16 protein-coding genes are annotated in these 24,399 nt (G+C 45.1%); 8 read left to right on the forward strand and 8 right to left on the reverse strand.

The genetic code is table 11. The annotated features are described in order from the left end of the window. The first annotated feature begins 13 nt into the window (after nt 1–13). The 5 genes from ACEWB7_RS09870 to pnp all read left to right on the forward strand — a co-directional run bounded on the left by ACEWB7_RS09870 (nt 14) and on the right by pnp (nt 13,193). Nucleotides 14–3,724, forward strand: a complete 3,711-nt coding sequence (locus ACEWB7_RS09870) for an exodeoxyribonuclease V subunit gamma (protein WP_312308628.1) — start codon at nt 14–16, stop codon at nt 3,722–3,724. Beyond that, nucleotides 3,724–7,848, forward strand: coding sequence for a UvrD-helicase domain-containing protein (locus ACEWB7_RS09875; protein WP_312308626.1), 4,125 nt, complete (start codon nt 3,724–3,726; stop codon nt 7,846–7,848). The genes ACEWB7_RS09870 and ACEWB7_RS09875 overlap by 1 nt, the downstream gene beginning before the upstream one ends. Before the next feature lie 71 nt (nt 7,849–7,919). Further along, a complete protein-coding gene (gene recD / locus ACEWB7_RS09880; protein WP_291359512.1) occupies nt 7,920–9,692 on the forward strand; it encodes an exodeoxyribonuclease V subunit alpha in 1,773 nt (590 codons plus the stop codon). Nucleotides 9,693–10,586: 894 nt separating this feature from the next. Continuing rightward, nucleotides 10,587–10,856 (forward strand): 30S ribosomal protein S15, encoded by a 270-nt coding sequence (gene rpsO, locus ACEWB7_RS09885; RefSeq protein ID WP_004637724.1) that lies wholly within the window; start codon nt 10,587–10,589, stop codon nt 10,854–10,856. 249 nt (nt 10,857–11,105) lie between these two features. Beyond that, entirely contained in the window at nt 11,106–13,193 is a 2,088-nt protein-coding gene (gene pnp / locus ACEWB7_RS09890) for a polyribonucleotide nucleotidyltransferase (protein WP_171505581.1), read from the forward strand. A 162-nt stretch (nt 13,194–13,355) separates the two neighbouring features. On the opposite strand, the gene ACEWB7_RS09895 is transcribed toward pnp, so the two are convergent. The 8 genes from ACEWB7_RS09895 to ACEWB7_RS09930 form a co-directional block, all read right to left on the reverse strand. Next, a complete protein-coding gene (locus ACEWB7_RS09895) occupies nt 13,356–13,619 on the reverse strand; it encodes a YdcH family protein (RefSeq protein WP_004781728.1) in 264 nt (87 codons plus the stop codon). Between the two features lie 93 nt (nt 13,620–13,712). After that, nucleotides 13,713–14,042, reverse strand: coding sequence for a chaperone modulator CbpM (locus tag ACEWB7_RS09900; protein WP_004781729.1), 330 nt, complete (start codon nt 14,040–14,042; stop codon nt 13,713–13,715). 520 nt (nt 14,043–14,562) lie between these two features. After that, a complete protein-coding gene (locus ACEWB7_RS09905) occupies nt 14,563–15,024 on the reverse strand; it encodes a DUF2147 domain-containing protein (RefSeq protein ID WP_286713948.1) in 462 nt (153 codons plus the stop codon). A gap of 188 nt (nt 15,025–15,212) precedes the next feature. Beyond that, a complete protein-coding gene (locus tag ACEWB7_RS09910) occupies nt 15,213–15,674 on the reverse strand; it encodes a DUF2147 domain-containing protein (RefSeq protein ID WP_005232479.1) in 462 nt (153 codons plus the stop codon). Between the two features lie 355 nt (nt 15,675–16,029). Further along, on the reverse strand, nt 16,030–16,383 hold the full coding sequence (locus tag ACEWB7_RS09915; protein ID WP_312308615.1) for a DUF2147 domain-containing protein: 354 nt from the start codon (nt 16,381–16,383) through the stop codon (nt 16,030–16,032). Nucleotides 16,384–16,615: 232 nt separating this feature from the next. After that, nucleotides 16,616–17,491 (reverse strand): Hsp33 family molecular chaperone HslO, encoded by an 876-nt coding sequence (gene hslO / locus ACEWB7_RS09920; RefSeq protein ID WP_159123419.1) that lies wholly within the window; start codon nt 17,489–17,491, stop codon nt 16,616–16,618. Nucleotides 17,492–17,541: 50 nt separating this feature from the next. Continuing rightward, nucleotides 17,542–19,398: a cation:proton antiporter gene (locus ACEWB7_RS09925; RefSeq protein ID WP_312310070.1), complete on the reverse strand. Its 1,857-nt coding sequence runs from the start codon at nt 19,396–19,398 to the stop codon at nt 17,542–17,544. 73 nt (nt 19,399–19,471) lie between these two features. Then, nucleotides 19,472–21,694 (reverse strand): primosomal protein N', encoded by a 2,223-nt coding sequence (locus tag ACEWB7_RS09930; protein ID WP_284880069.1) that lies wholly within the window; start codon nt 21,692–21,694, stop codon nt 19,472–19,474. A gap of 149 nt (nt 21,695–21,843) precedes the next feature. Here ACEWB7_RS09930 and gspF point away from each other — a divergent pair, with 149 nt between their 5' ends. The 3 genes from gspF to ACEWB7_RS09945 all read left to right on the forward strand — a co-directional run bounded on the left by gspF (nt 21,844) and on the right by ACEWB7_RS09945 (nt 24,237). Next, entirely contained in the window at nt 21,844–23,049 is a 1,206-nt protein-coding gene (gene gspF / locus ACEWB7_RS09935; RefSeq protein ID WP_034705070.1) for a type II secretion system inner membrane protein GspF, read from the forward strand. 70 nt (nt 23,050–23,119) lie between these two features. Beyond that, nucleotides 23,120–23,617, forward strand: coding sequence for a type II secretion system major pseudopilin GspG (gspG, locus tag ACEWB7_RS09940; RefSeq protein ID WP_218946463.1), 498 nt, complete (start codon nt 23,120–23,122; stop codon nt 23,615–23,617). Between the two features lie 284 nt (nt 23,618–23,901). Then, entirely contained in the window at nt 23,902–24,237 is a 336-nt protein-coding gene (locus ACEWB7_RS09945) for a hypothetical protein (protein WP_034705833.1), read from the forward strand. Nucleotides 24,238–24,399 lie beyond the last annotated feature (162 nt).

A 24,399-nucleotide genomic window follows, 5' to 3' on the forward strand; every position in this document is an offset into this window, starting at 1 on the left:
TTCAGGGGAAACGATGGCAATTCATGTTATTCAGAGTCAACGCATTGATGTGCTTTTGGATAGTATGCTGCGTATCGTCAACCAGAGCGCGAAAAATCCCTTGGCCGTGTTACAGCCGCGGCATTTTATTGTACCGTCTCCTGCAGTCGAGGCCTGGCTCACCCAGAAAATTGCCGAGAAAAAGGGCATCAGTGCCAATACCCAGTTTCATCATCGGATCCGTGCCTTTCAGTGGACTTCCTATCAGTGGGTGCTAAATAATCCAAAAGAAGTTGAACAGATCCGTGAAGCCAATATTCCCCGAATTATTATTAAATGGCGGGTATTTCAGGCACTACGTAAATGTATTTTGCCTGAGCAGATTCCATTAGAGGTCGATCATCCTCTGTATTCGATTATCAAGCGGATTTATGACAGCGCAGATCGTCTGGAACAGGGCACAGAGAAGCAGCTGAAAAAACAAAGCATGCTGTATTGGGTATCCGAACAGGTCTCGCGCCTGTTTAGCCATTATATGGATTATCGTGGTTATTGCGCGCGGAATTGCCCGCCACAGGAATGCCGTTGTCCCACCAACTGGCTAGCGTCCTGGGGGCAGGATATCGCGCTCGATCTTGAGCAGATGATCTATATTCCTAAAGATGAAAATGGCCATGAAATTCCGGTGGCAGACTTCGTCAAGATTCAGGCACGCGAACTGGAAGCCTGGCAGCGCTGGCTATGGCAGCATGTCTTTCAGGATGATTATGCCAAGATTCTGGACATCGAACAGATGTACTGGGAACGTCTGGAAAATGAAGATACTCAGGCACAGGCTTTAAAACGTTTGCCACAACAGGTCGTGGTCTTTACCTTGCTAGAATTGCCACCGAGTCAACTGGATTTCTTGCGCCGTCTCGGTCAATACATCGATATTTATATTTTCCACTTTAACCCATCACAGGAATACTGGGCCGATAGTGTCGATCCGGACTGGAAAGCACGTTATGACCTTGGCGTGCAGGAACGTTTCATCAAGAAATTTGAAAAATCGCAGGGACGTTTGCCGACTGATACCGAAATCCAGCATTTCTTTGCAGCCTTTCAGTTGAACTTTAATGCCGAAGACCGGGAATCGCGTCATCCCTTGCTGACCCGCTTTGGCAAGCAGGCACGTGATCATTTCTCGTTATTGTCCAAACTGTCTTCAGGTGAAGAAGGTCTCTGGGCCGATGCTTTCGTGGATGAATATCAGGATAAGTTACTGGCCAAAATCCAGTCGGATATTTTGTACCTGCTGGAACCGGAAAAACACCAGTATCCGCTCAAACCCGACGATGATTCGGTACAGATTCATGTCTGTCATTCCTCACTGCGCCAGCTGGAAGTCTTAAAAGAACAGATGATTCACTGGCTGGCCCAAGGCACGGAAGATGCCCCACGTCAGCCGAGCGATATTCTGGTGCTGGCCCCGAACCTGAAAGAGCTGGAGCCGGCGATCCGGAGTGTCTTTGCACCACCACCGCGAGAACGGGAAGGCCATAGCCAGCGTCTGCAAAAAGACAACCTATATCTGCCAATCCAGATTGCCGGGGTGTCCCGACTCGATGTCAGCAATGCCTGGCGCGCGGTACTGGGCCGGATTCAGCTGGTGCATCGACGTTTCAGTATCGAAGATTTTGCCGACTGGCTCAGCCTGAATGCGACCCAGCAACTATATGCGCTGGACTACGCGCAAGTTGAGCGCATGTTGCAGTTACTGGGCGAAGCGGGCTTTAAACGCGGTCTGGATCAGCAGCATTTACAGCAAAGCCTGACTGCCGGTGATGAAGACTATCGCTTCAGTTTTAAATTTGCATTGGATCGGCTGGCACTCGGACTTGCAGTACCAGAACACGCCCTGTTTCAGGATACCTTAAGCTATGCTCAGGTCTTGAGTAGTGATTTCCCTCTCATTTCGACTCTGATCCAGATTTATCAGGATCTGGTGCAGCGCCGTGACTGGTTGATTTTGCATGAACAGGGTCAACGTACCCCGGTAAAAACCTGGCTGGAATATCTGCGTGAAGATCTGAATGAGTTCCGTGAAGCCGGCGTCGAGTCCTTAAAGACGGTTGCAGAGATTATCGACAAGCAGATGCGGATGCTGACGCTGGCCGATTATCACGATCAGGATGATCCGCAGGCCAGTCAGGAGCTGGTCGCCTTAAGTCTGCCATTGCCTTATGTACTGGAAGAAATTCAGAATACACTGGAGATGCAGCTGGATCAGGCCGAGCCGACCGGACAGATTACCTTTAGTCAGATCGGACAGATCCGTCCGTTGCCATATAAGCTGGTGGTGATGCTGAATCTGGATACCGGTAAATTTCCGAGCCGGAATCAGCAGGTGCCATTTGATCTGATGAACAGTCTGAAGCCGCAACTGGGCGATCGTTCCCGTCTGGATGATGACCAGGGTGCTTTTCTGGATGCATTGCTACTGGCGCAGGACAATTTATGGCTGTTCTATAATGGCTTTGACGTTGATGACGGGGAAGCGCGTGATCCATCCACTTCATTGCAGGAACTGATCCAGCATATTGCCCTGATCTGCCAGTCAGACCAGCCCGATGCTGAAGTCGATGAAACGGTTGAGCTCAATGGTTTGAGCGTGGCTAAGCATATCCGTCAGCTCTATCATGTGCATCCATTACAGCCGTTCGATCCAATCGGTTACGTTGAATCCCATACTCCACGTTATCAGACCCAGTGGTTTGCTGTAGCAGAATATATTCGCAGTGCAGAAGGCAAGCGTAGCAGCTGGATCAATGCCCATTATCCGGCACTGATGCAGAAAGAAATTCGGGTGCTGAAAGGGGATGAATGGATTCGTGACATGATTTTCCCGGCACGCCTATTCCTGAAAAGTGTCGGTATTTCCAGTGTGAGATATGCCGATCTGCCAAGTTCACGAGAACCCTTATTGCTGAATAAACTGGAACAGTATCAGGTTCGGGATTTTTTGCTGCAACAGGATCAAGAGATTGAACCGCAGTTGATGCTGGATCGCTTACCGGTCGGAAAAACTCAGGAAGCGACCTGGCTCAGCAGTCAGCAGGAACAGCAATCGCTAAAAGAACGTTTATTACAGCTGAATAAAGAGCTGACGCCTGTTACTCAGCAAACCTGGCAATATAACCCTGAATTGCTGATTCATATTACCTTGCCGCAAGTGCCGCACAGCAGTTACTGGCTGAGTATGCAGTCTTCCTCCGCTTCGGAAAAACGTCGGGCACAGGTCTGGCTGGAATATCTGCTCTGGCTGGCCTATCTGAACAATGATGAACTGTCTCCGCAGCTGGAACGGATTGTCATTTTCAGTAATAAAACCCTGAAGTTCTCCGGGCTGCGTTCTAGTCAGGCACGTCATCATTTACAGGCCTGGCTGAAAGCTTGGGAAGTGGGACAGACCCAGCCGCTGGTATTGCCTGCCGAATTGCTGATGAAAAAGGCCTGGGAATGGACCGAAAATGAACAGGGACAGATCACCATTGCCGAGATGCAGGAACTGCTAAAGGCCTGGAACAACAGCTATGAAAGTGCCAAGCCTTTGGCCAGCGATGAATCCAGCCAGTTGCATCAGGACTGGCAGTTTATTTTGCAGGATCAGGACCCGGATCTGGCCTTGCAACGCTGTTGCCATGATTTTGCCCATGCGTTATATGCACCGATTCATGAACATCTGGAATGGATAAAAGAATAATGACCATGTTACCCAACCAGAACAAAAAGATTTCAACCAATCCGATTCAGGACATGCGCTTTAGCGGCCTGCACTGGATTGAAGCTTCCGCGGGGACCGGTAAAACCTATACCTTATCCAGTTTGATGGTACGGATTTTTCTGGATCAGTATTATCCGCATCAGGTGATTGCCACAACCTTTACCCGTAAGGCTACAGCTGAACTGAAAAACCGGGTACGTCTCAGAGTCGAGGAAACGCTGGCCTTCATTCAGCGTCATCAGGAGCTGAATTCGGTCGAAATCACCGCCAAAATCCAGGCTGAATTGGATCCGCTGTTCCAGCAGGTGTTGAAAGATTATGGCTCACGCATGGATTATGCCCGGCGCCGTTTACGTCTGGTTCTGAACCAGCTAGATGAGCTGTTTGTCGGGACACTGGACAGCTTTAGCCAGAAATTATTACGTGAATTTGCTTTTGAAAGCGGCAAGATTGAGCGGGCCGAACTGACTGAAGATCAGGACCTATATATCCAGCAACTGATTCATGATGTGCTGCGGGAATGGATCCAGCAGCAGCCGCAATATATGGTCAATCATCTATATCTGCAAAACTTGTTGAAACCAGTAGAACACTATACTGGACTAGTTCGTGATGCTCTAAATTTCCGTGTGCAATACTTTCAGAAGGTAGAAAAAGTCGAATGGGATCTGGCTGAACTAGAGCACTGCATCCAGCGCCTGTTCGATGTACATGAACATGAAATTGAGATCATTCGGGAGTATTGCCAGAATTCTCCGAAGTATTTTCATAAGAGTTTTTTCACCAGATTAAGTGATGTCTGTGAAAACTTTATGACCTGGATGGCGGCACTGGAAACCAAAGGTGTAATGAGCTTTTTTGATCCAGAACTGCATGCGATTTTATTGAATCTATGTTATTTGCGCCGCAAGAAAACCGATTTTCAGCCGGTCTCAATGAAGCAAGTATTTAACAAAAGCTGTCCGGAAGCAGAGCAGCAGCAGATTCTACAAAATAATCTGATTCAGGCCATTGATGGATTGTGCGAGGTCAAAGAGAAGATGGATGCACAGCTGAAGCAGCTGACCACCTATCTTGAATATCATATTATTCGCAGTGTGCAGAACCGTCTGCCGCAGACCTTGCAAAAACAGGGCGAAACCACATTTTCCCAACAAATCCGTACTCTGGCTGAAGCTCTACAGGGACAGCAAGGTCAGCGTTTTTCCCAGTTTGTACAGGCACGCTATCCACTCATTCTGGTGGATGAATTTCAGGATACCAACCAGGATCAGGATGATCTGCTGGCTAAAATCTGGCGCGATCCGAACCGGGTCAAAGCCGGCTGTATGATCATGGTGGGCGATCCGAAACAGGCGATTTACGGTTTCCGTGGAGGCGACATGCTGACCTATAACAAGGCGCGTGCCGATGTGCTGCAAAAGCAGGGCCGTGAATATACTCTGATCCAGAACCATCGCTCGGTAAAACCTCTGGTCGAGGTGGTGGACGCGTTGTTTCAACGCCAGATGGATTTTGGTGAACAGGTGCATTACACCCTGATTCAGGCGGGGAGCCGGCCACATCCGGATTTAATCGATAAAACGCTGAGCAATCCGCATCCACTGCGCTGGATTCAACTCGGTGAACAGGATGTTGAAGCCGATCAGGTGGTCTGGAAAATCCGCCAGTTATTGAATCAGTCTGAACAGCAGCAACTGTATTTCCAGCAGGGTGACAATGTTCGGCACTTAAAAGCGGATGATATTGCAGTCCTGAGTTTTGGCCATTATGCGCTGGAACAGGTCAAGCAGCGTCTGCAACGTATGGGTATTCCCTGTTATAAGGAATCTAAGCAGAGCGTCTTTGCCAGCCCGGTGGCTCAGGATGTTGCAGCTGTTCTCACCGCGATCATGGAGCCTTTTAATGAAGCCAAAGTCAAACGTGCCTTATTGACCCGTTTATTGGGCTTTAACCTGAAAAAGTTAATCGAACTGCAAGAGCAGAGCGAAGGTCTGAGCCGTTATATTGCAGACTTTGATGCTATCCGGGAAATGTGGTTTGAAAAAGGGTTTCTCACCGCCTGGAATTATGCCTTAAACCTGTTTCAGGTCTGGACCAATCTGGTTGCAAGCCAGAGTCTGGACAATGAACGGGTAGTGGTGAATTTACGTCACCTGACCGAGATCCTGTGTCAGCAAAGTGAATATTATCAGGGTGCTCAAAAGCTGTATCACTGGTATTTGCGTCAGTTGCAATCACCTTCAGGCAAGGATAACGAAAAAGAGCGAAAACTCTCTGGCGATCATGGGGTACAGCTCTTAACCATCCATGCTTCCAAAGGTCTGGAATTTAAAGTGGTGTTCCTGTTAGGTGCCGATGCACCTTTTGATGTAAATAAGGGAAATCTGAACTTTTCCCTGTCAGCCGCGGAAAATGTACTGGAACAATCCCGGGTAATTGCAGTTAATCATAAGGACTTGCATGAGCAGGCGATTTTGCAAAATGCGGCCCGGAATGCCGCAGAAAATCACCGGCTTTGGTATGTGGCACTGACCCGGGCCAGTCACCGGGTTTATGCCATGCTGCAAGATCAGAGCGGACAGGCGGATTCAGGCCTGGCATTCTGGCGTGGACAAGGTGAGGCGGCCTTTCAGCATGCCCTAAGTCTGCTGGAACAACCTCTGGCTTCTGAGCCGCCTAGAATTGTGGCAAAACAGACAGAAGCACCGTTACAGATGCAGGCTCATCCTTTACCGGAGCGACAGTTCTATCCACGGACTAAAACCAGCTTTACCGCGCTGTCACAGCATCTCCCGCATCAGGCGATATTGCAGGATGATCTGGTCATCGCTTCTGAACGTCCGGACAGTGCCGCAGATGAAATGAATCTGCTGGAACTGGAACAGCAATCAGCCGGTCAGCCACTGGACTGGATCAAGCTGAATTTCCCAAAAGGCACGGTGGCCGGAACCTTCCTGCACAGTATTTTTGAGCATATCGATTTTCAGGATCGCAGTTACTGGAATCTGGAAATCCGCCGCCGTTTTAAAAATACGGCGCCACAAATCTGGCAGGAACTGAAAGAGAAATTTCATCAGGCCTTTCATGTTCGTCCATTGTTACAGCAGGCATTTACTTCGGGCTATCAGACAGCCTGTGTGAATTTACAGACCCTGTTCAGTCAGGTGGCTCGTCAAGGTCAAATGCAGCCGGAGAAATTGCAGCAGAGTATGCAAAAAGTACTCTCCAGCCTGAATTATAAAATCCTGACCGGAATTCGCCTGCATGATCAGAGTGAAGCTTATCGTCAGGAATGGCAGCAGTTTTTCCGTTCCGCTCAAACATTCGATCACTCTGAATGGCTGAACTTCTTAGGGCAGTTTCAGCACTATTTTACAGAACTGGATGATGAACCTTTTATCCAGTTTTTCGAACAGGAAATGGCGCAGATGACGCCTGCTGAGGCAGCAGCACAACTGGAGGTAGAAGCCGTTTTTCAGCAGGCATTCGATCATTTCATTGATGAGATGATTGAAGATCTTCTGCTCAATCGGGTTCATGACTGGCTCAAAGAAATTCTGGCTGCACCCCTACAGGCAGAGTTCAGCCTGGAGCAGTTGCAGCAAGGTACTTATTTGTCTGAATTCCCGTTTTACCTGTCTTTAACCGATGCGCCCTTACAGATTCGTCAGATCCAGCAACTGTTTGTCGAGCATGATATTCTCATGCCTGATTTTAATGAGGCAAAATCGGCACGCTATCTGACCGGGTCTATCGATTTGGTTTATTTTGATGGCCAGCGCTATCATATTGCCGATTATAAAAGCAATTTTCTCGGGCCGGATCAGCAGCATTACACGGCCGAGGCCATCCAGCAGAATATGACCCACTCCAGTTACTGGCTGCAAGCGGCCTTATATCTGGTGGCATTGCATCGTTATCTAAGCGTGAACATGCAGGGATATGACATGCAGCAGCATCTGGGTGGGGCGACTTATCTGTATTTGCGCGGTATGAATGGTCAGGCTGAACAAGGCGCTTATCACTGGCAGCCTGGTCTGGAATTTATTCTGAAACTGGATGAAATTCTGGGCTATTTTGAGCAGAAAAAATCAGCATAATTTTGATGATTTATAAAATTTTAAGAGTTTAAACAGAAGATTATCCTGTGGATAACTTTGAGGATAACTGTGTGGAAAATGAGCAAATTCACGTGTCTCAGCAATCAGCCCATTTAATGGCCTGGATTGACTATCTATGTCAGCCACCGTTCAGTTCGGCGACCTTTGATGCTGCCGCAAAATTGCTGATTCAGCAGCTCCTTGAAGCGATGCAGGAGGGCAATAGTTGTATTCCGGCCAGTGCCGAGCAAACCGCTCTATTGCATCATCTGGTGCTGGATCGTAGCCAGCAGGCTCAAGGCATTGCACCTTTTATTTTTGAAAACCGGCAGCTGTATTTATACCGCTACTGGCAGCTGGAACAAGCGGTCGCCACCCAGATCGCCCGGATCAAGTCACAAGCCATCACACCAGTAAATTTAAGTGAGCGTGATCGTAACCTCCTGACAGATCCACAGCAAAAGCAAGCGCTGGAAATGGTCGCCAAGCAGGGACTGAATATTATTACCGGTGGGCCAGGAACTGGTAAAACCTACACCTTGGCACATATGATTGCTGTACTACATGAAGCCTTGCCTAATATCCGGATTGCGATGGCCGCTCCGACGGGTAAAGCTGCGCAGCGAATGCAAGAAGCCTTGCAGAAAGCTTTACATAGTGAAAAGTTACAAGCTTTTGAACTGGAGGCTTTAAAGCAGGTTCAACCCGTTACTTTGCACCGCTTACTGGGCTTGGGCCGGTTGGGACGCCCACGGTTTCATGCCAAGCAGCCTTTGCCATATGATGTGATCGTGGTTGATGAAGCATCCATGCTGGACTTAAGCCTGTCACAGATGCTCCTTGCTGCAGTGCCAGATTCAGCCCGCTTAATTCTATTAGGCGATGCAGACCAGCTGGCCTCGGTGGATGTCGGCACTGTACTGGCAGATTTACAGCAGACTTCTGTTCTGGCAGATAATCGGGTCAATTTAATCACGACACGCCGTTTTGCTTCAGGCGCCCGGATTGGTGCGATGGCGCACTTTATCCAGCAGGAACATGTTCCAGCATCGGTTTTAAACCAGTTTGAACAGCAAGTGGTTGCTGCGAGTGAGCTGCAAGCAATTGCACTGGATCAGGTAGAGATTGACCAGTTGCAACTGCAATATCTGCCAGAAATAAACCCAACTACAGGTCTACAGTTAGACCCATATTATGATCAACTGATGTATGGCTATCAGGCCTATGCGGACGCGATCAAGCAGGCTCAAGATCAGGCTGGTTTCGAGCAATATATGCAGCAGGCAATTCAGTACTTTGATCATTACCGGATTCTTACAGCAATCCGGCATGGTGATCTGGGTTTGAATAAAATCAATCAGCAGATTGAACAGCGTTTTCTGGCCAGTGTAGGCAAGTTAAAACAGGGCGACTGGTATACCGGCCGACCAGTGATGATGACTTATAATGATTATCAGCTGGGTCTGTCCAATGGTGATATTGGAATCTGTTTCTGGAGAGAACAACAAGGACAGTCACAATTTGAAGTGTATTTCCCGAATCTGGAAAAATGGGTACTGGCGACACGCTTGCCGAAAAGTATCGAAACGGCATTTGCTTTGACGATTCATAAATCGCAAGGTTCAGAATTTACTCATACGGCTGTAGTACTCGATCAACAGGCCAAAAATTTGCTGAGTAAGGAACTGATTTATACAGCAATTACCCGGGCCAAAAAAGTTGTGAGCTTACTGGTAGATCGCGACGCATTTACACAAGCGCTATGTGTCAGAACCACACGAAAGAGTGGTTTAAGCAGAAAAATACTTGAACAATGCAACAATTTATTGGCAAAAAATAAATAACTTTTGTAGGTAAATGCTTACATGGATTCAGGAAATTGGCGCATGGAGCTTTTACTCGGTTTTTGAGAAGATTGGTCACACAAAAGAACTCAACACGGAAAGTTGGGTATAAATCGCATAATAAGAACAAGAATGTCACCAGACAGCGAACTTACAGTGAAGTAAGTGAAAGAGGAAACTTACAGCCGCTAAGCCTTGTAGTTTTGGGAGAGACTACAAGGCTTTTTTATATCTGCTGTTAATGGAATTTTGCCATAATCTTATAGTTCAATTAAGTTGGCAGAATAAGTAAATTTAAGTAAATAGCGTAATTAAAAGATATATAAGTGTAATATTTTGCAAATTTCGATGACAATTTTGTACGCAATGGCTTACAGCGAGTGAAGATAAATGCCTCTATGAGCATTTCGACAATATGGCAAAATCTACCACACAAGGAAGTTATTTTTAGTCAGGAAGATTTGAAAATAATAAAGCGTAAAACGCACTAAAAAAAACAATAAATAAAAAATGATAATAGAAGAAACTACAGCGCGAAAAAGCCCGAGTTTACTCGGGCTTTTTTTTATCATTTATTTCTAAGCGCGACCAGAAATATTTTAAATATAAAAAGATCAGTTAATTTCTGCAGTTATTTAAACAGCTACTCATAAGCCAGATCAGGTCTAATTCCTGAAATTATGTGTAAATTAAACCATATGGAATTTATTCATATCAGCAAATAAGCCAAGACATCTGGCAGCCGACACCCTCAAAATTCATGATCTATTTTTGCAATCTGACGCAATTTCCCTTAAAATATGCAACTTGCTGTAGTGATGCACGGCAGTCAATGTATTGAATTCTCATTACTTTGATTTTTATCAAGATATATAAGCATCTCGGAGAAATCGAATGGCTTTAACAAACGCAGATCGCGCAGAGATCATTGCTAAATTCGCTCGCGCTGAAAACGACACTGGTTCACCAGAAGTTCAAGTAGCTCTTTTAACTGCTCAAATCAATGACTTACAAGGTCACTTCAAAGAGCACAAACACGACCACCATAGCCGTCGCGGTCTGATCCGTATGGTTAACCAACGTCGTAAGCTTCTTGACTACCTAAATGGTAAAGACCACGGTCGTTATGTTGCATTGATCGGTGCTTTAGGTTTACGTCGTTAATTCGATTTAAACTTTATTTTCGGGTTTATTGCATGCCTTGTGCTTTATTGCTGAAAACTAAAGTCGGTTTAGCCTTTGGCTAGATCAGGGGAAGGGGCGAATGTTCGCTCCTTCTTTGTGTTTAAAAATAGTGTTTATTTCTGGTGAGGTCGGCTTCTAAGCTTTGTCATTTACCCGTCCATATGGATGTGAATGCCAAACCTTAGGGGTCTCCACTAGAATAAAATCAGGAAAAAATAAAACATGTCGATGTTTAATATTGTTCGTAAAGAATTCCAATTTGGCCAACATCAGGTTGTCCTAGAAACAGGTCGTGTTGCGCGTCAAGCCAATACTGTATTGATTACTATGGGCGGCGTAACTGTATTAGTTGCTGTTGTTGCTCAACCAACTGCTAAAGCAGGTCAAGACTTTTTCCCACTGACTGTTAACTATCAAGAAAAACAATACGCAGCTGGCCGTATTCCTGGTGGTTACGGTAAACGTGAAGGCCGTGCATCTGAAGCTGAAACGCTGATTTCACGTCTGATCGACCGTCCAATCCGTCCATTGTTCCCAGAAGGTTACTATAACGAAATCCAGGTGACTGCGACTGTTGTATCTTCTGACAAGACTATGGAAGCTGACATTGCAGCAATGCTGGGTACTTCTGCAGCACTTGCGATTGCAGGTACACCCTTCCGTGGTCCAATCGGTGCGGCACGTGTGGGTCTGATCAACGGTGAATACGTTCTAAACCCAAGCTTTGAACAATTGAAAGAAAGTGATCTTGACCTTGTGGTTGCAGGTACAGAATCTGCAGTACTGATGGTTGAATCAGAAGCGAAAGAACTTTCAGAAGACCAAATGCTGGGTGCAGTATTGTTCGGTCATGATGAAATGCAAATCGCGATCCAAGCAATCAAAGAATTCGCGACTGCAGCTGGTGCGAAAGAATCAACTTGGGTTGCTCCTGAGAAAAACGAAGACCTTCGTGCAAAACTGAAAGAAGCATTCGAAGCGAAAATCTCTGAAGCATATACCATTGCGGTGAAACAAGACCGTTATGCAGCACTTGATGCACTTCAAGCAGAAGCACTCGCTCAGTTCGTTCCAGAAGGCGACGAAACAGGTCTTGCTGATGACGTAAACGAATTATTTGAAGATCTTAAATACCGTACCGTACGTGACAACATCCTGTCTGGTAAACCACGTATTGATGGTCGTGATACTAAAACTGTTCGTGCCCTTGATGTACAGGTTGGCGTATTAGACCGCGCTCACGGTTCTGCATTATTCACACGTGGTGAAACTCAGGCATTGGTAACTACTACTCTGGGTAATACTCGTGATGCGTTGATGGTAGATACCCTGGCCGGTACTAAAACTGATAACTTCATGCTTCACTACAACTTCCCTGCATATTCTGTAGGTGAAACAGGTCGTGAGTCTGGTCCTAAACGTCGTGAAATCGGTCATGGTCGTCTGGCTCGTCGTGGTGTTCAAGCTGTGCTTCCAGCAGCTGACCGCTTCCCGTACGTGATCCGTATCGTATCTGACATTACTGAATCTAATGGTTCATCTTCAATGGCGTCTGTATGTGGTGCTTCTCTATCATTGATGGATGCCGGTGTTCCACTTAAAGCACCAGTTGCGGGTATCGCAATGGGTCTGGTGAAAGAAGGCGAACGTTTCGCAGTTCTTTCTGACATCCTGGGTGACGAAGACCATCTTGGTGATATGGACTTTAAAGTAGCGGGTTCTGCCAACGGTATTACTGCGCTGCAAATGGACATCAAGATCGAAGGTATTACTGAAGAGATCATGGAAGTTGCATTGAACCAGGCTTATGCAGGTCGTATGCACATCCTGAACGCGATGAATCAAGTGATTTCACGTGCTCGTCCAGAAATTTCTATGCACGCGCCGACTTTCCAAGTGATCAACATCAACCCTGACAAGATCCGTGACGTGATTGGTAAAGGTGGTGCCACTATCCGTCAAATCACTGAAGAAACTAAAGCTGCGATTGACATCGAAGATAACGGTACAGTACGCGTATTTGGTGAAACTAAAGCTGCTGCACAGGCTGCGATTGCAAAAATTCAGGCGCTGACTGCTGAAGTTGAGCCGGGCACTATTTACACTGGTAAAGTGATTCGTATCGTTGAATTCGGTGCGTTCGTGAACATCCTGCCAGGTACTGACGGTCTGCTTCACATTTCTCAAATCTCTAACGAACGTATTGCCAACGTGGCTGACGTATTGAAAGAAGGTCAGGAAGTGAAAGTACAGGTTGCTGACGTTGACAACCGTGGTCGTATTAAATTGACAATGAAAGACATCGAACAAGCATAATTCGATTACTTTTAAGTCTGAAAAAGCCCGCATCATGCGGGCTTTTTTATTTGGACAGATTCTTTATTTAAGAACCGAAATACATTTAATAATCACATTCTAGATAAAACGGATGATTAAACCTTATATGGAAAGACTCTTGGTCAAGAAAGCTGTTCTCATTCAGGTAAGCGGATCGGCTTCAGAGTTTTTCAGCATGCGATAAATCTCGTCTTTCAGTTTTAGCTTTTTGCGTTTAATCGCATCGATATCATCATTGATATGATTGACTGGATCGAGTTCAAGCTGGCTAATCTGTTTGTCCAATTCGCTATGTTCCTCAAACAATCGGGCAAAGTACGGATTTTCCTCACGTAATTGCACAATTAAATCACGGTATTCTGGGAACATATATTTGATCTTTTTATTGCAGTCTTTGGTTTTCATAGGGATATTTATCACTCAAAAAATAAAAGAAAAAAGCAAAATATGCCCTAGTCCGCATTGATCTAACTCAAGCAGACCGGACATTAAAAGGCATTATTTGAAATGCAGATGTTTCACCTCACGACGTAATTCCTGCACTTCATCAATGAGATCCAGCATCATGGCAACGGCACTAAAGGAAGCATCAAAATCACGCTGCAAACGGTAAGCGCGTTGTGCTCGAGTAATATCTTCCCCGAGGAAGGTACCAGGATGGGTTTTAGAACGGTTCGGCAAAATTCCATGTTCAATGAGTTGCATCACCCATTCCGGACTTTGGCCACATGCTTCAGAAAAGTGGAACAAATCAAAGGTACGATCATCCATGATTTCAGAGGGGATATAACCGTTGGAAAAGTTTTCTCTATATTGAATTGTAGTCATAGCTCTACTCCTTAAACAGCCAGGCTTGAGACATTCAGAGAGGAAGGTCGTCCTGAAGTAGGGGAATGCCATAATATTTTATGGCCGATGCGCTGTGCCCTAACGGTATGGAATGCTATTTGAACCAGCATCCTGCCTAGAAGAGGAACTCCTATCCTATGGAAATCCTGCTTGAACCTGAACAGCTCAGTCTGGGCAGGGAAACAAAGATCTAGGCGGGCATCTGTTTTTATAGTTTTATCTGTCATTTGCAAACCATCCGCTGTTTGCAACACACATTTACCCATGCCTATTAATTGAGGAATACATGTTGCATGGATACTCCGTTCCAGAGGTTCCAGAGTCCGTAGCAGATTGAATTGCAGCTGAAGATAGATCATTGTGTGAATAAAAAATAACCGTCTTCAATTCATTATTATGAGTTTGGGTTAAGGGAAACAGTTTTTATTTGTACTTAATTGTTTCAAATCATAACCATTAAAAAAGCCCCTGAAACAGGGGCATGGAAAACTGAAAAAAATTAGTATTTTATCCAGGTAACACTGCGTCCGATAACCGAAACGCCTACATAACCACGCAGGGTCAGACGTTTGCCATTGGCGCTTAAACGCGCTTTACCTTTGTAAACTTTGCCGCTGATTGGATCCAGTACCTTGCCATCATGGAATTCGCGAGGTTTTTTTGGGTCTGCCTTAAAATCCCAGATAAATGGCAAGCCAATAAATGGTTTATTCTTAAGTTGTCCTGGACATTTGCTACAGATTCCCAGTTTTTCTGCACCTGGCAGGCTGCGGGTTTCTACGATAATTCCCTCATAGCTACCATCTGGTTTTTTGCGGATTTCGACATCAGCACGAGAATAACCGGATTGATCATCGATAGTCTTCCATTTCCCCAGTAGTGGATCTTCAGACGCAAGGCTTAAACCTGCTGCTGTTGCTAATGTGATCCCCATCATTAAGCGACTTAAAATTTTCTTCATAACATGCCTGTTGATCAATGATTATTCGTATTAGATTTATTACTCTAATTTATTCATAAAATGTAACAAAATCAATAGCGTAAAATGTGATGAGATTGGCATAAAATTAATAAATTCATGTGAATTATCACATGACCTAAAAATAAAAAAGCTCCTAAGGAGCTTTTCTTAATAATCTGAATTCGAAACTAGTTTTTAATCCAGGTCATATTGCGTCCGACCGGTGCACCTTCAGCACGGCTATGAATGACGAGATGCCTGCCATTATTTTTCAGGCGGGCACGGGCCTGATAAAGCTGTCCAGAAACCGGGTCGAGCAGAGTGCCGTTAATAAATTCATTGCTATGGTCGGGATGACTGCTCAGTCCCTTAAGCATTGTTAGTCCAATGAGCGGCTGATCCTTTAATGCGCCTTTACATAGAGTGCAAGTTTGCTGTCGAGCTGCCCCAGGAATCTCACGCACATGCACAATTTTGGCAATATAGCGATCCTGAGCATCTTTACTAATCACCACATCTGCCAGGGAATAACCGGTACGGTCATCAATGGTTTTCCAGTGGCCAAGCAATGGATCACTGTTGGCGAACGCGGATAGACTGATGGTACTTGCTGCTGTAAGAATGATAGAACAAAGCAGTTTGAATCTCATTGCCACATTACCCCATGCTATTGAAAATATATTTAACTTCTTAAAGGCATAAAAAAATTATGGGATTAATATAGCGTGAAAAATACACTAAATACCAGTCAATAATCACATTAAATTAAGAAAAATGAATATGAGTTAAAAATTACGTTCATTCAGCATGATGAGAATGAGTAAGTATTTACGTGATAAGGAATGGGATAAAGATAATGATTTTAAGCTGTCCAAGCCTTTGATCTGGCCAGACAGCTTGCAGATGAGAATTTATAAAAAATGAGATTTATTCGACTTTCACCCAGGATACTGTTCGTCCGAGCATGGGTGTACCTACATAGTCACGAAGCGTCAGTACATTACCTCAGGAATTCAGAGTTGCCTTGCTTTTATAGACATTACCGGTTAGTGGATCGAGAATTGAACCATTAACGAATTCATTTTTCTTTTCAGGATTTGGTTTTAGACCTGATAAGACAGAGAGACCCAGAATAGGTACGTCTTTCAGTGCCCCCTTACATTTAGAGCAATGGGTATGTGCAGGACGATTTGGAATGGCATGGATACGAACAACTTTACCCTGATAAGTACCATCATTGAGTTTACTGATTTCAACATCAGCACGCGCATAGCCCGTTTTGTCATCAATGGCTTTCCATGTCCCCGTGATTTCGGCTGCATAGCTGAAGCTCTGTACAAAACATAACATCACACCCATTAAATATCGAAATTTTATTTAAAATCTTCCACTTATTTTTTTGATTTTTTTACTTTGAAAATACCGTTGATCTTCTGATTCTATCGGTGTGCAAATTTTAATCATGGGGTAAGCTTGAAATTAAGTACATTTGACTTTTTTTATGAGAAATTTTGGTCAATATTTTATGAAAATATAAAATGAAAAAAGCACTCAATATTGAGTGCTTTTTTGAGTCGAACAGGGGCGGTTATTAACTGAGGTGTTCGCCAAACAGGCTCAAAGCTTCTTCAGCCGTAAAGATATAACGGCTATTACAGAACTGACAGTCCATCTCAATTGGATTCTGGAATTCTAAAGTTTCACGAACCGATTCTACACCAATCTGCTGTAAGGCAATCGCACAACGTTCTTTAGAACAGGTACAGCCAAACTGCAAATGTTCTACTTCTGGTAAGCGCACTTCTTCTTCGTTATATAAACGATAGAGAATTTCATTGGCATCCAGAGTGACCAGTTCTTCTGTTTTTAATGTTTCAGTCAGCATGGTCAGACGTGGCCATAAGTCTTCATCGACACGGCGTTGTTCTTCTTCACTGTTACGCGGTAGCAGTTGAATCAGCAAACCACCTGCACGATTGTTATCACTGGCCAGCACGATACGTGTCGGAATCTGGGCAGACAGGTCATAATATTGCATCAGACAGCCAGCCAGATTTTCCTGATCAAGCGGAACAATACCTTGATAACGTTCACCAAATTCAGGCTCGATATTGATAAACAGCACTGGATTAGTCAGTGATTTTAAAACTGTGCTGCTATCTTCTGCTGCCTGAAAGTGTGGATCTTCTTCGTAATCCGCCAGTGCACGTACTTCACCGCGATGGTTACATTCAGCCATTGCCCATTTAAATGTGCCTGAAGCCTGAATTTGCAGGCTGATACGCCCTTTAATTTTCAGGGTACTGGCCAATAGTGCAGTGGCACTCAGCATTTCACCTAACAGGATTTTTACTGCAGGCGCATAATCACGCTGGGCCAAAATTGTTTGTAAAGCTTCTTCAAGATGCACCACTTCACCACGAACAGGGCTATCTTCAATAAAAAAGCGTTGGCGTAAATCAGACATAAAATTCTCCATAACCCTGCTTTAATGGTGGCATTATTGTAAAACACAAGTTATGCCAGATCATCTCTTATGGCATCAATTCCTGAAGCGTTGTTGTCCTGTTGCGTGTCCGTATCCTGTTCTGGTATTTTTTTTAGCTGATCCTGAGCAAAAAGATACTCCAGTTCTGCCAGTGTATTCCTTGAGCCTGCAGAATTAAACGGGCTCTCCGTATCCAGATGAAATTGACGATTGAGCAGGTTTTCATCGTGAGTATGAAACTCATGGATCTTTTGTTGCGCCTGCTCTTCAGACAGTCCGCTCAGCTGACCTAGCAGACACTGACTGAGTTCTCGTGCAGAAGCATAGGTTTCTCGCCAGATTCGTTCCACGCCCAGCTCCTGAAGTAGATGGACATGATGCCGGTCACGTGCCCGTACCCATAAAGACATATCAGGATAATTTAATCGCAGATGCCGGACAGTCAGCAGTGAATCTTCAATATCATCAATGGCGACAATCACATGCTGAACCGTATCCAGATGTGCCTGAGCTAAAGCCTCTGGCTCAGTCGCATTGGCCTGATAGAAGGTAATACCGTAAGAGGTGAGCAATTCAGTTGCTTCGATATTGCTGTCCATGACACTGAATTTTTGCTGCTGTTGCAGCAAAATACGGGTAATGATCTGGCCAAAACGGCCAAAACCGATTAATAAAATTGGTGCAGTATTTGGTGGAAGGCTTTCAATGTCAAAGGTTGCTGCCAAATGATTTTGCCGATCCAGTCGTGGCAGAATCTGGTTATGTAATAACCAGTAAAATGCCGGTGTGAGTAGCATGGATAAACTTGCCATCCACATCAATGGGGAGAGCAGGGTTGGAGTAATGATCTGCTGCGAAAGTGCAATGATGAGTGCCAGAAAAGCGAACTCACCACTTTGTGCCACACTGGCGGCGAGTAGCGTACTGTTGCGCCAGCTATGTTGATAATAACGTGCCAATCCTAAGGTAATCGCAAATTTAATCAGGATCAGCGAAAGTGTTCCGGCAATAATCAATACGGGTTGCGTCAGTATATCGGCAAACTGCAATGACATGCCCAGGCTGATAAAAGCCAGCCCAATCAATAATCCGCTAAAAGGCTGCAGACTCTTTTCGACCGAAATCCGGAAATCAGAATCAGCCAGTAACATGCCAGCAAATAATGCCGCGAGGTACAGATTCAGTCCCAGCGTATCCATCAGGACTAGTAAGCTCAGGAAAATGACAATGGCAACAATGCTATGCAATTCATGACGACCATTTTTGGCAATCCAGCGATAGAGCGGCTGCATGAAATAGCGGTTACATAGAAATAAGCCAGTAAAGGTAGCCATCATGGCAGCAAAATAAGCTATGCCATGTTCTGTTGAACTGACCCCAGCAAAAAGCGGAATCGCTGCAATGATAGGAATTGCAATCAGTGCATGAATCAGGGTGTTGGCATAAGCGGATTGACCATAACTGGTCGCCAGTTGTTGCTGATTATTTAAAAACTGGGTCACCAACGTCATGGCAGAGAGGCTGCCGGCCAGTCCGATGACAATGCTGGAAACCAGATGCTGATCGAGAAAGAACCAGGCCAGCAGGCTCAAAATCAGGGCCGTGCTCAGTACCTGTAAAATGGCCATAAACCACAGGGGTTGCCCAAGCTGAAGAATTCGTTGTGGTCTGAGTTGCAGACCAATCCAGAACATCAGGGATAACAGGCTGATTTGAATAAAAGTCTGCATCACCTCAGGAGCAGAGATCAGCGCTAAGGCACTCGACCCAATGATTAAACCTGTCAGTAAATAGCCCAGCACTGTTGGCAGTCTGAGTTTATGGCTCAGTGGCACCATGAACAGTGCAATCGCCAGAACCAGCGCTATTTGTAACAGTATCGACATTTTTCCGCCTTAAATTTTATTTTCATCCAGTCTTAAAGTTGAGCCTTTATCAAATGAAGATGGTCTCAATATTTTAGCTGAGTTCTTGTGGATCGATATCCAGTGTCAGCTTCATATTGGATGGCTTATCCTGTAACAGGTTTTGCCACCAGCTACGGACATAATAATGCAAACGGGCACGGTCTGCGGACAATAGCACCATATGGGATTGATAGCGTCCGGCTTTGCGTTCCATCGGGGCAGGAATGGGACCCCAGATGTCCAGCACCAGATCGGGATATTGCCTGAGCAGAGCAGCATGTTTCTGTAAGAATTCGGTATTTTGTGCCTGATCTTTGGATTCACAGCGAATCAGCACGGCATAACGAAAAGGAGGCATCTGGGCGATTTGCCGTTCGGTCAAAGTCTGCTTGGCAAAAGCGCGGTAATTTTCAGTGACTAAGGTATTCAGCAGCGCATGATCAGGTCTTAGGGTCTGTAAATATACATCCCCTTTATGTTCCCCACGTCCTGCACGACCTGCGACCTGTACGATCAATTGTGCTGTACGTTCTGTGGCCCGGAAATCGACGCTAAGAAGACCGGAATCGATATCTAAAATCGCGACTAACGTGACATAAGGGAAATGATGGCCTTTGGCCAGCATCTGCGTGCCGAGCAGAATTGCAGGCTCGCTTTTTTGAATCTTGTCATAGATCTTTTGCCAACTACCCACCCGGCTGGTTGAGTCGCGATCGACCCGGATCACTTCAAAATCTGGAAAAAGCTCATTCAGATGTTCTTCAACTTTTCCAGTCCCCATGCCTAAAGTAGCCAACTCCTGATGCTGGCATTGCGGGCATTGTTCAGGCATACGATGAATGGTGCCACAGTGATGACAATGCAGATGCTGATAAGGTTGCCGATGCACAGTGAAATTGGCATCACAGTTCGGACACTGCGCCTGCCAACCACAACTGCCACAGATCAATACGGGTGCATAACCACGACGATTCAGAAAAATGAGTACCTGTTCTTTTTTAGCCAGGTGCTTTTTGATTTCTTCAATCAGATGCAGGCTGATGCCATGCTGCTTTGGTGCCACTTTTAAATCCAGAATATGGATTTTTGGCATTAGTGCTGTACCCGCGCGTTGATTCAGTTCCAGCACCTGCATTTTGCCTTGCTGCACCAGCGCATAGCTGTCAATGCTGGGGGTGGCCGAACCCAAGAGGACTGGACATTGCTGTAAATGTCCCCGGTACAATGCCACATCACGGGCATGATAGCGAAAGCCTTCCTGCTGTTTAAAAGACAGATCATGCTCTTCATCCAGAATGATCAAGCCCAGATTCGGCATCGGTGTATAAATCGCAGAACGGGTGCCAAGCACAATGGACGCTTTACCGGTTTCAGCGGCTTGCCAGGCTTGTAAGCGTTTACTGTCATTCAGGCCAGAGTGAAGTAAGGCAATATGACAATGGAAACGGGACTGAAAGCGGCTAATGGTTTGTGGCGTCAGTCCGATTTCAGGTACCAGTACCAGTACCTGCTTGCCCTGTTTAAGTACCTGTTCCATGATCTGAAGATAGACTTCAGTTTTGCCACTGCCAGTCAGGCCATCAAGTAAAAAGGCCTGATATTGCTTGCGGTATTTCAGCACTTGCTGAATCGCATGCTTTTGTTCCGGATTGGCCGTTAATGGCATCTGGGCCAGTTGTACAGGTTGCGGGCTAAAATCCTGTGCTTCCAGGACACATTCGCAAATCCCTTTTTTTTCGAGCGCTTTTAAAGTCGCTGTTTCTATTCCGGCCAGATTTAAGAGATTCTCAGTTGTTCCCACCGGATGTAGTTTTAGAATCCGATAGGCTTCCTGTTGCCTCTCGGAACGGCGAACCTTGGCTTCAGCCTCATGATCCAGCAATTTCCAGTTTCGGGCCAGCAGATTATACGGTTTGCCCTGACGCAATAAGGTCGGCAAGGCAGTCTGGATCACTTCCCCGATAGGAAACTGGTAATACTGTGCTGACCAGGTCAATACACTTAAAACTTGAGAGTCTATAATGGCACGGTCATCTAAAAGCTCGGTAATTGCTTTCAGTTTGAAACTGGGATCAATCGGAGCATCTAGCGGTAATTTTTCAGTAATCACGCCGACCAGATTTTGCCGGCCAAAAGAAACCGCGACTCGGGCACCCACTTCTGCCTGCTGATATTGTTCCTGACTCAAGCTATAGTCAAAACAGTCAAACAGATGCACCGGCACTGCAACACGAACACGATAAACAGGGGCAGTAACGGGAACAGAATTTGGCATAGTAACAGAGTGGGTCCTGATGAAATTTCGTCGTGCTCAAAGTTCAGTTATGTTAGAGTGAGCAGATAATTTATATTGAAGAATATGAATGATTTTGATGGTCTGACGCAACAGCGTTAAGCAAAATTTTGGAAAATTAGAGCATTACAATGCCTGCATATCAGTTTACTGCGCTTGACGCTTCAGGGAAGCAGCAAAAAGGCGTGCTTGAGGGGGATTCAGCACGACAAATCCGGCAACAGCTTCGGGATCAGGCGCTGATTCCGGTCTCTGTAGATCCGGTTGAGAAAAAAGACCAGCACTACCGTCGCAAATGGTTTGAAAAAAGCATCACTGCCTATGATCTGGCCCTTATGACCCGGCAACTCTCGGTACTGGTCGCTGCCGCAATTCCGCTAGAAGAAGCCATTCGCGCCGTCGGCAAGCAGAGCGAAAAAGTTCATGTGCAAAATCTGCTGATGTCAGTACGTTCTAAAGTGCTGGAAGGACATAGCTTGGCTCAGGCGCTACAACAGTCTGGACGTTTTCCAGAGCTGTATATTGCCACCATTGCGGCTGGTGAACGTTCTGGTCACTTGGACCTGATTCTGGATCAGTTAGCTGACTATACCGAAAACCGTTTTGCTATGCAGAAAAAGATTCAAGGGGCGATGATCTATCCGATTATTTTGCTCTTGATGTCTTTTGCAATTGTGATGGGTCTGATGACCTATGTAGTACCGGATATCGTCAAGACCTTTGATCAAAGTAAAGATGCCTTGCCTTGGATTACAGTGACTTTAATGAAAGCCAGCGATTTTATCCGGATCGCGTGGCCATTTTTATTGATAGGGAGTGCGGTAGGTATTTTTCTTCTGGTACGGTTTTTAAGAACAACGGCTGGGCATTATGCTTTTGATCGTCTAACTCTGAAACTACCTTTATTCGGAAAATTATCACGCGGTATTAATGCTGCCCGTTTTGCCAGTACTCTATCGATTCTGACCCAGTCCGGTGTACCTTTGGTAGATGCCTTACGCATTGGAGCGGCGGTAAGTAATAACTGGGTGATCCGGGATTCGGTTAATCTGGCTGCTGAAAAAGTGACTGAAGGCGGGAACCTGGCTACCCAGCTGGAACGTAGTGGTTATTTCCCCCCGATGATGGTACAAATGATCAAAAGTGGTGAAGCCTCGGGGGAGCTGGATCGTATGCTGGAACGGGCATCGACCATGCAGGATCGGGAAGTGACCACGCTGATTTCGACATTACTCGCACTTCTAGAGCCGCTGATGCTGGTACTCATGGCCAGTATTGTGCTGGTAATTGTGATCGCAGTGATGCTGCCAATCGTCAATATGAATAATATGATTTAAATAACATGTGTAACGTCTACGAAGAATTGAAAGTGCCTGAAACTTTCTAAAGATGAATGAGAGATATTGAATGAAAAGGAATCCAAATCAAGCCAAAGCCCCTTCAATTACAGCTGTTAAACCTACCGTACGTGTGAGCCAGTTACGTGCCCATCGTGCCTCAGGTTTTACCCTGATTGAAGTAATGGTGGTTATTGTTATTCTCGGTGTGCTTGCGGCCCTAATTGTTCCAAATGTAATGGGACGCGGTGAAAAGGCTAAAGTGGATACCACAGTCATCAAATTGCAAAGTATTGCGGGTTCACTGGATCAATATAAGCTGGACAATGGCAAATATCCAAGCATGCAGGAAGGTGGTCTGGATGCGCTGGTAAATCAGCCGGCAACAGCGAAGAACTGGCTCCCAGGCGGCTATGTGAAAGGTGGTTATCCAAAAGACAGCTGGGATAATGACCTGCAATACGTGATTCCGGGAACTAACGGCCGTGCCTTCGACTTGTATTCTTTTGGTGCTGATGGACAGGCGGGTGGCGAAGGAACTGATGCTGATATTTATTACCAACCTTAACTGATAATTATTATAAATTAGTAGGTTATTGAATATATCACTTCACTTGATTGATTGTTTCAATATTGGGTGAAGTGATAATAACTCTCAATCATAAAATATAATATAAATAACTGAATTTAATGCTATTACTATAATATTGATGATTTGATAGTTATAATAAGAATTATTCCCATATTTATCTATTACAATTATCGTAAAATGTGAATAAATATAGACTTTCTATTTATAAAAAATAGCTCATAATATTCTTAATGGCCCTTTTTTAGCCAAAGGAGAATGGTATGAAAGCATTAATATTGTCGGATGAAATAAACCAGTTTCATTGGTCGATGCTGAAATCTGTTCTTTTGGTTTTAAGCATTCTTCCAGCCAGCCAAGGAATTTTGCATTTATGGCAGACCACTGAAGGCAGCAGCCAGATTATGGTGGGTTTCTTTGCCATTAGCATGATGAGTACCTTATTCGTACTATGCTTCTGGTCAGCATTAAAAGCATCTGTCGTGCAGTTTAAACAAGAACAGGCTTCTGCATTTGAAAACGGTATTGTACAGATCTATCGTTATATTCCAATGTTGTCACTGGCGAGCATGTTGTCTTATCTGGTGATCCAGTTTTAATAACATTCTTAATAAATATATAGATAAAAAACCGAGGCATGAACCTCGGTTTTTTTATATCTCCTCCCTTTTTAAAAGGGAGGCCGGGAGGGATTTAGAAAATTAATCCCCCTCTTGCGCCATATATGGCTCACCTTTCGTAAAGAGGGACTTTTGAGAGAA

The organism is Acinetobacter sp. NIOH-H-8 (assembly GCF_046635365.1).
In the GTDB taxonomy this organism is placed as follows: domain Bacteria; phylum Pseudomonadota; class Gammaproteobacteria; order Pseudomonadales; family Moraxellaceae; genus Acinetobacter.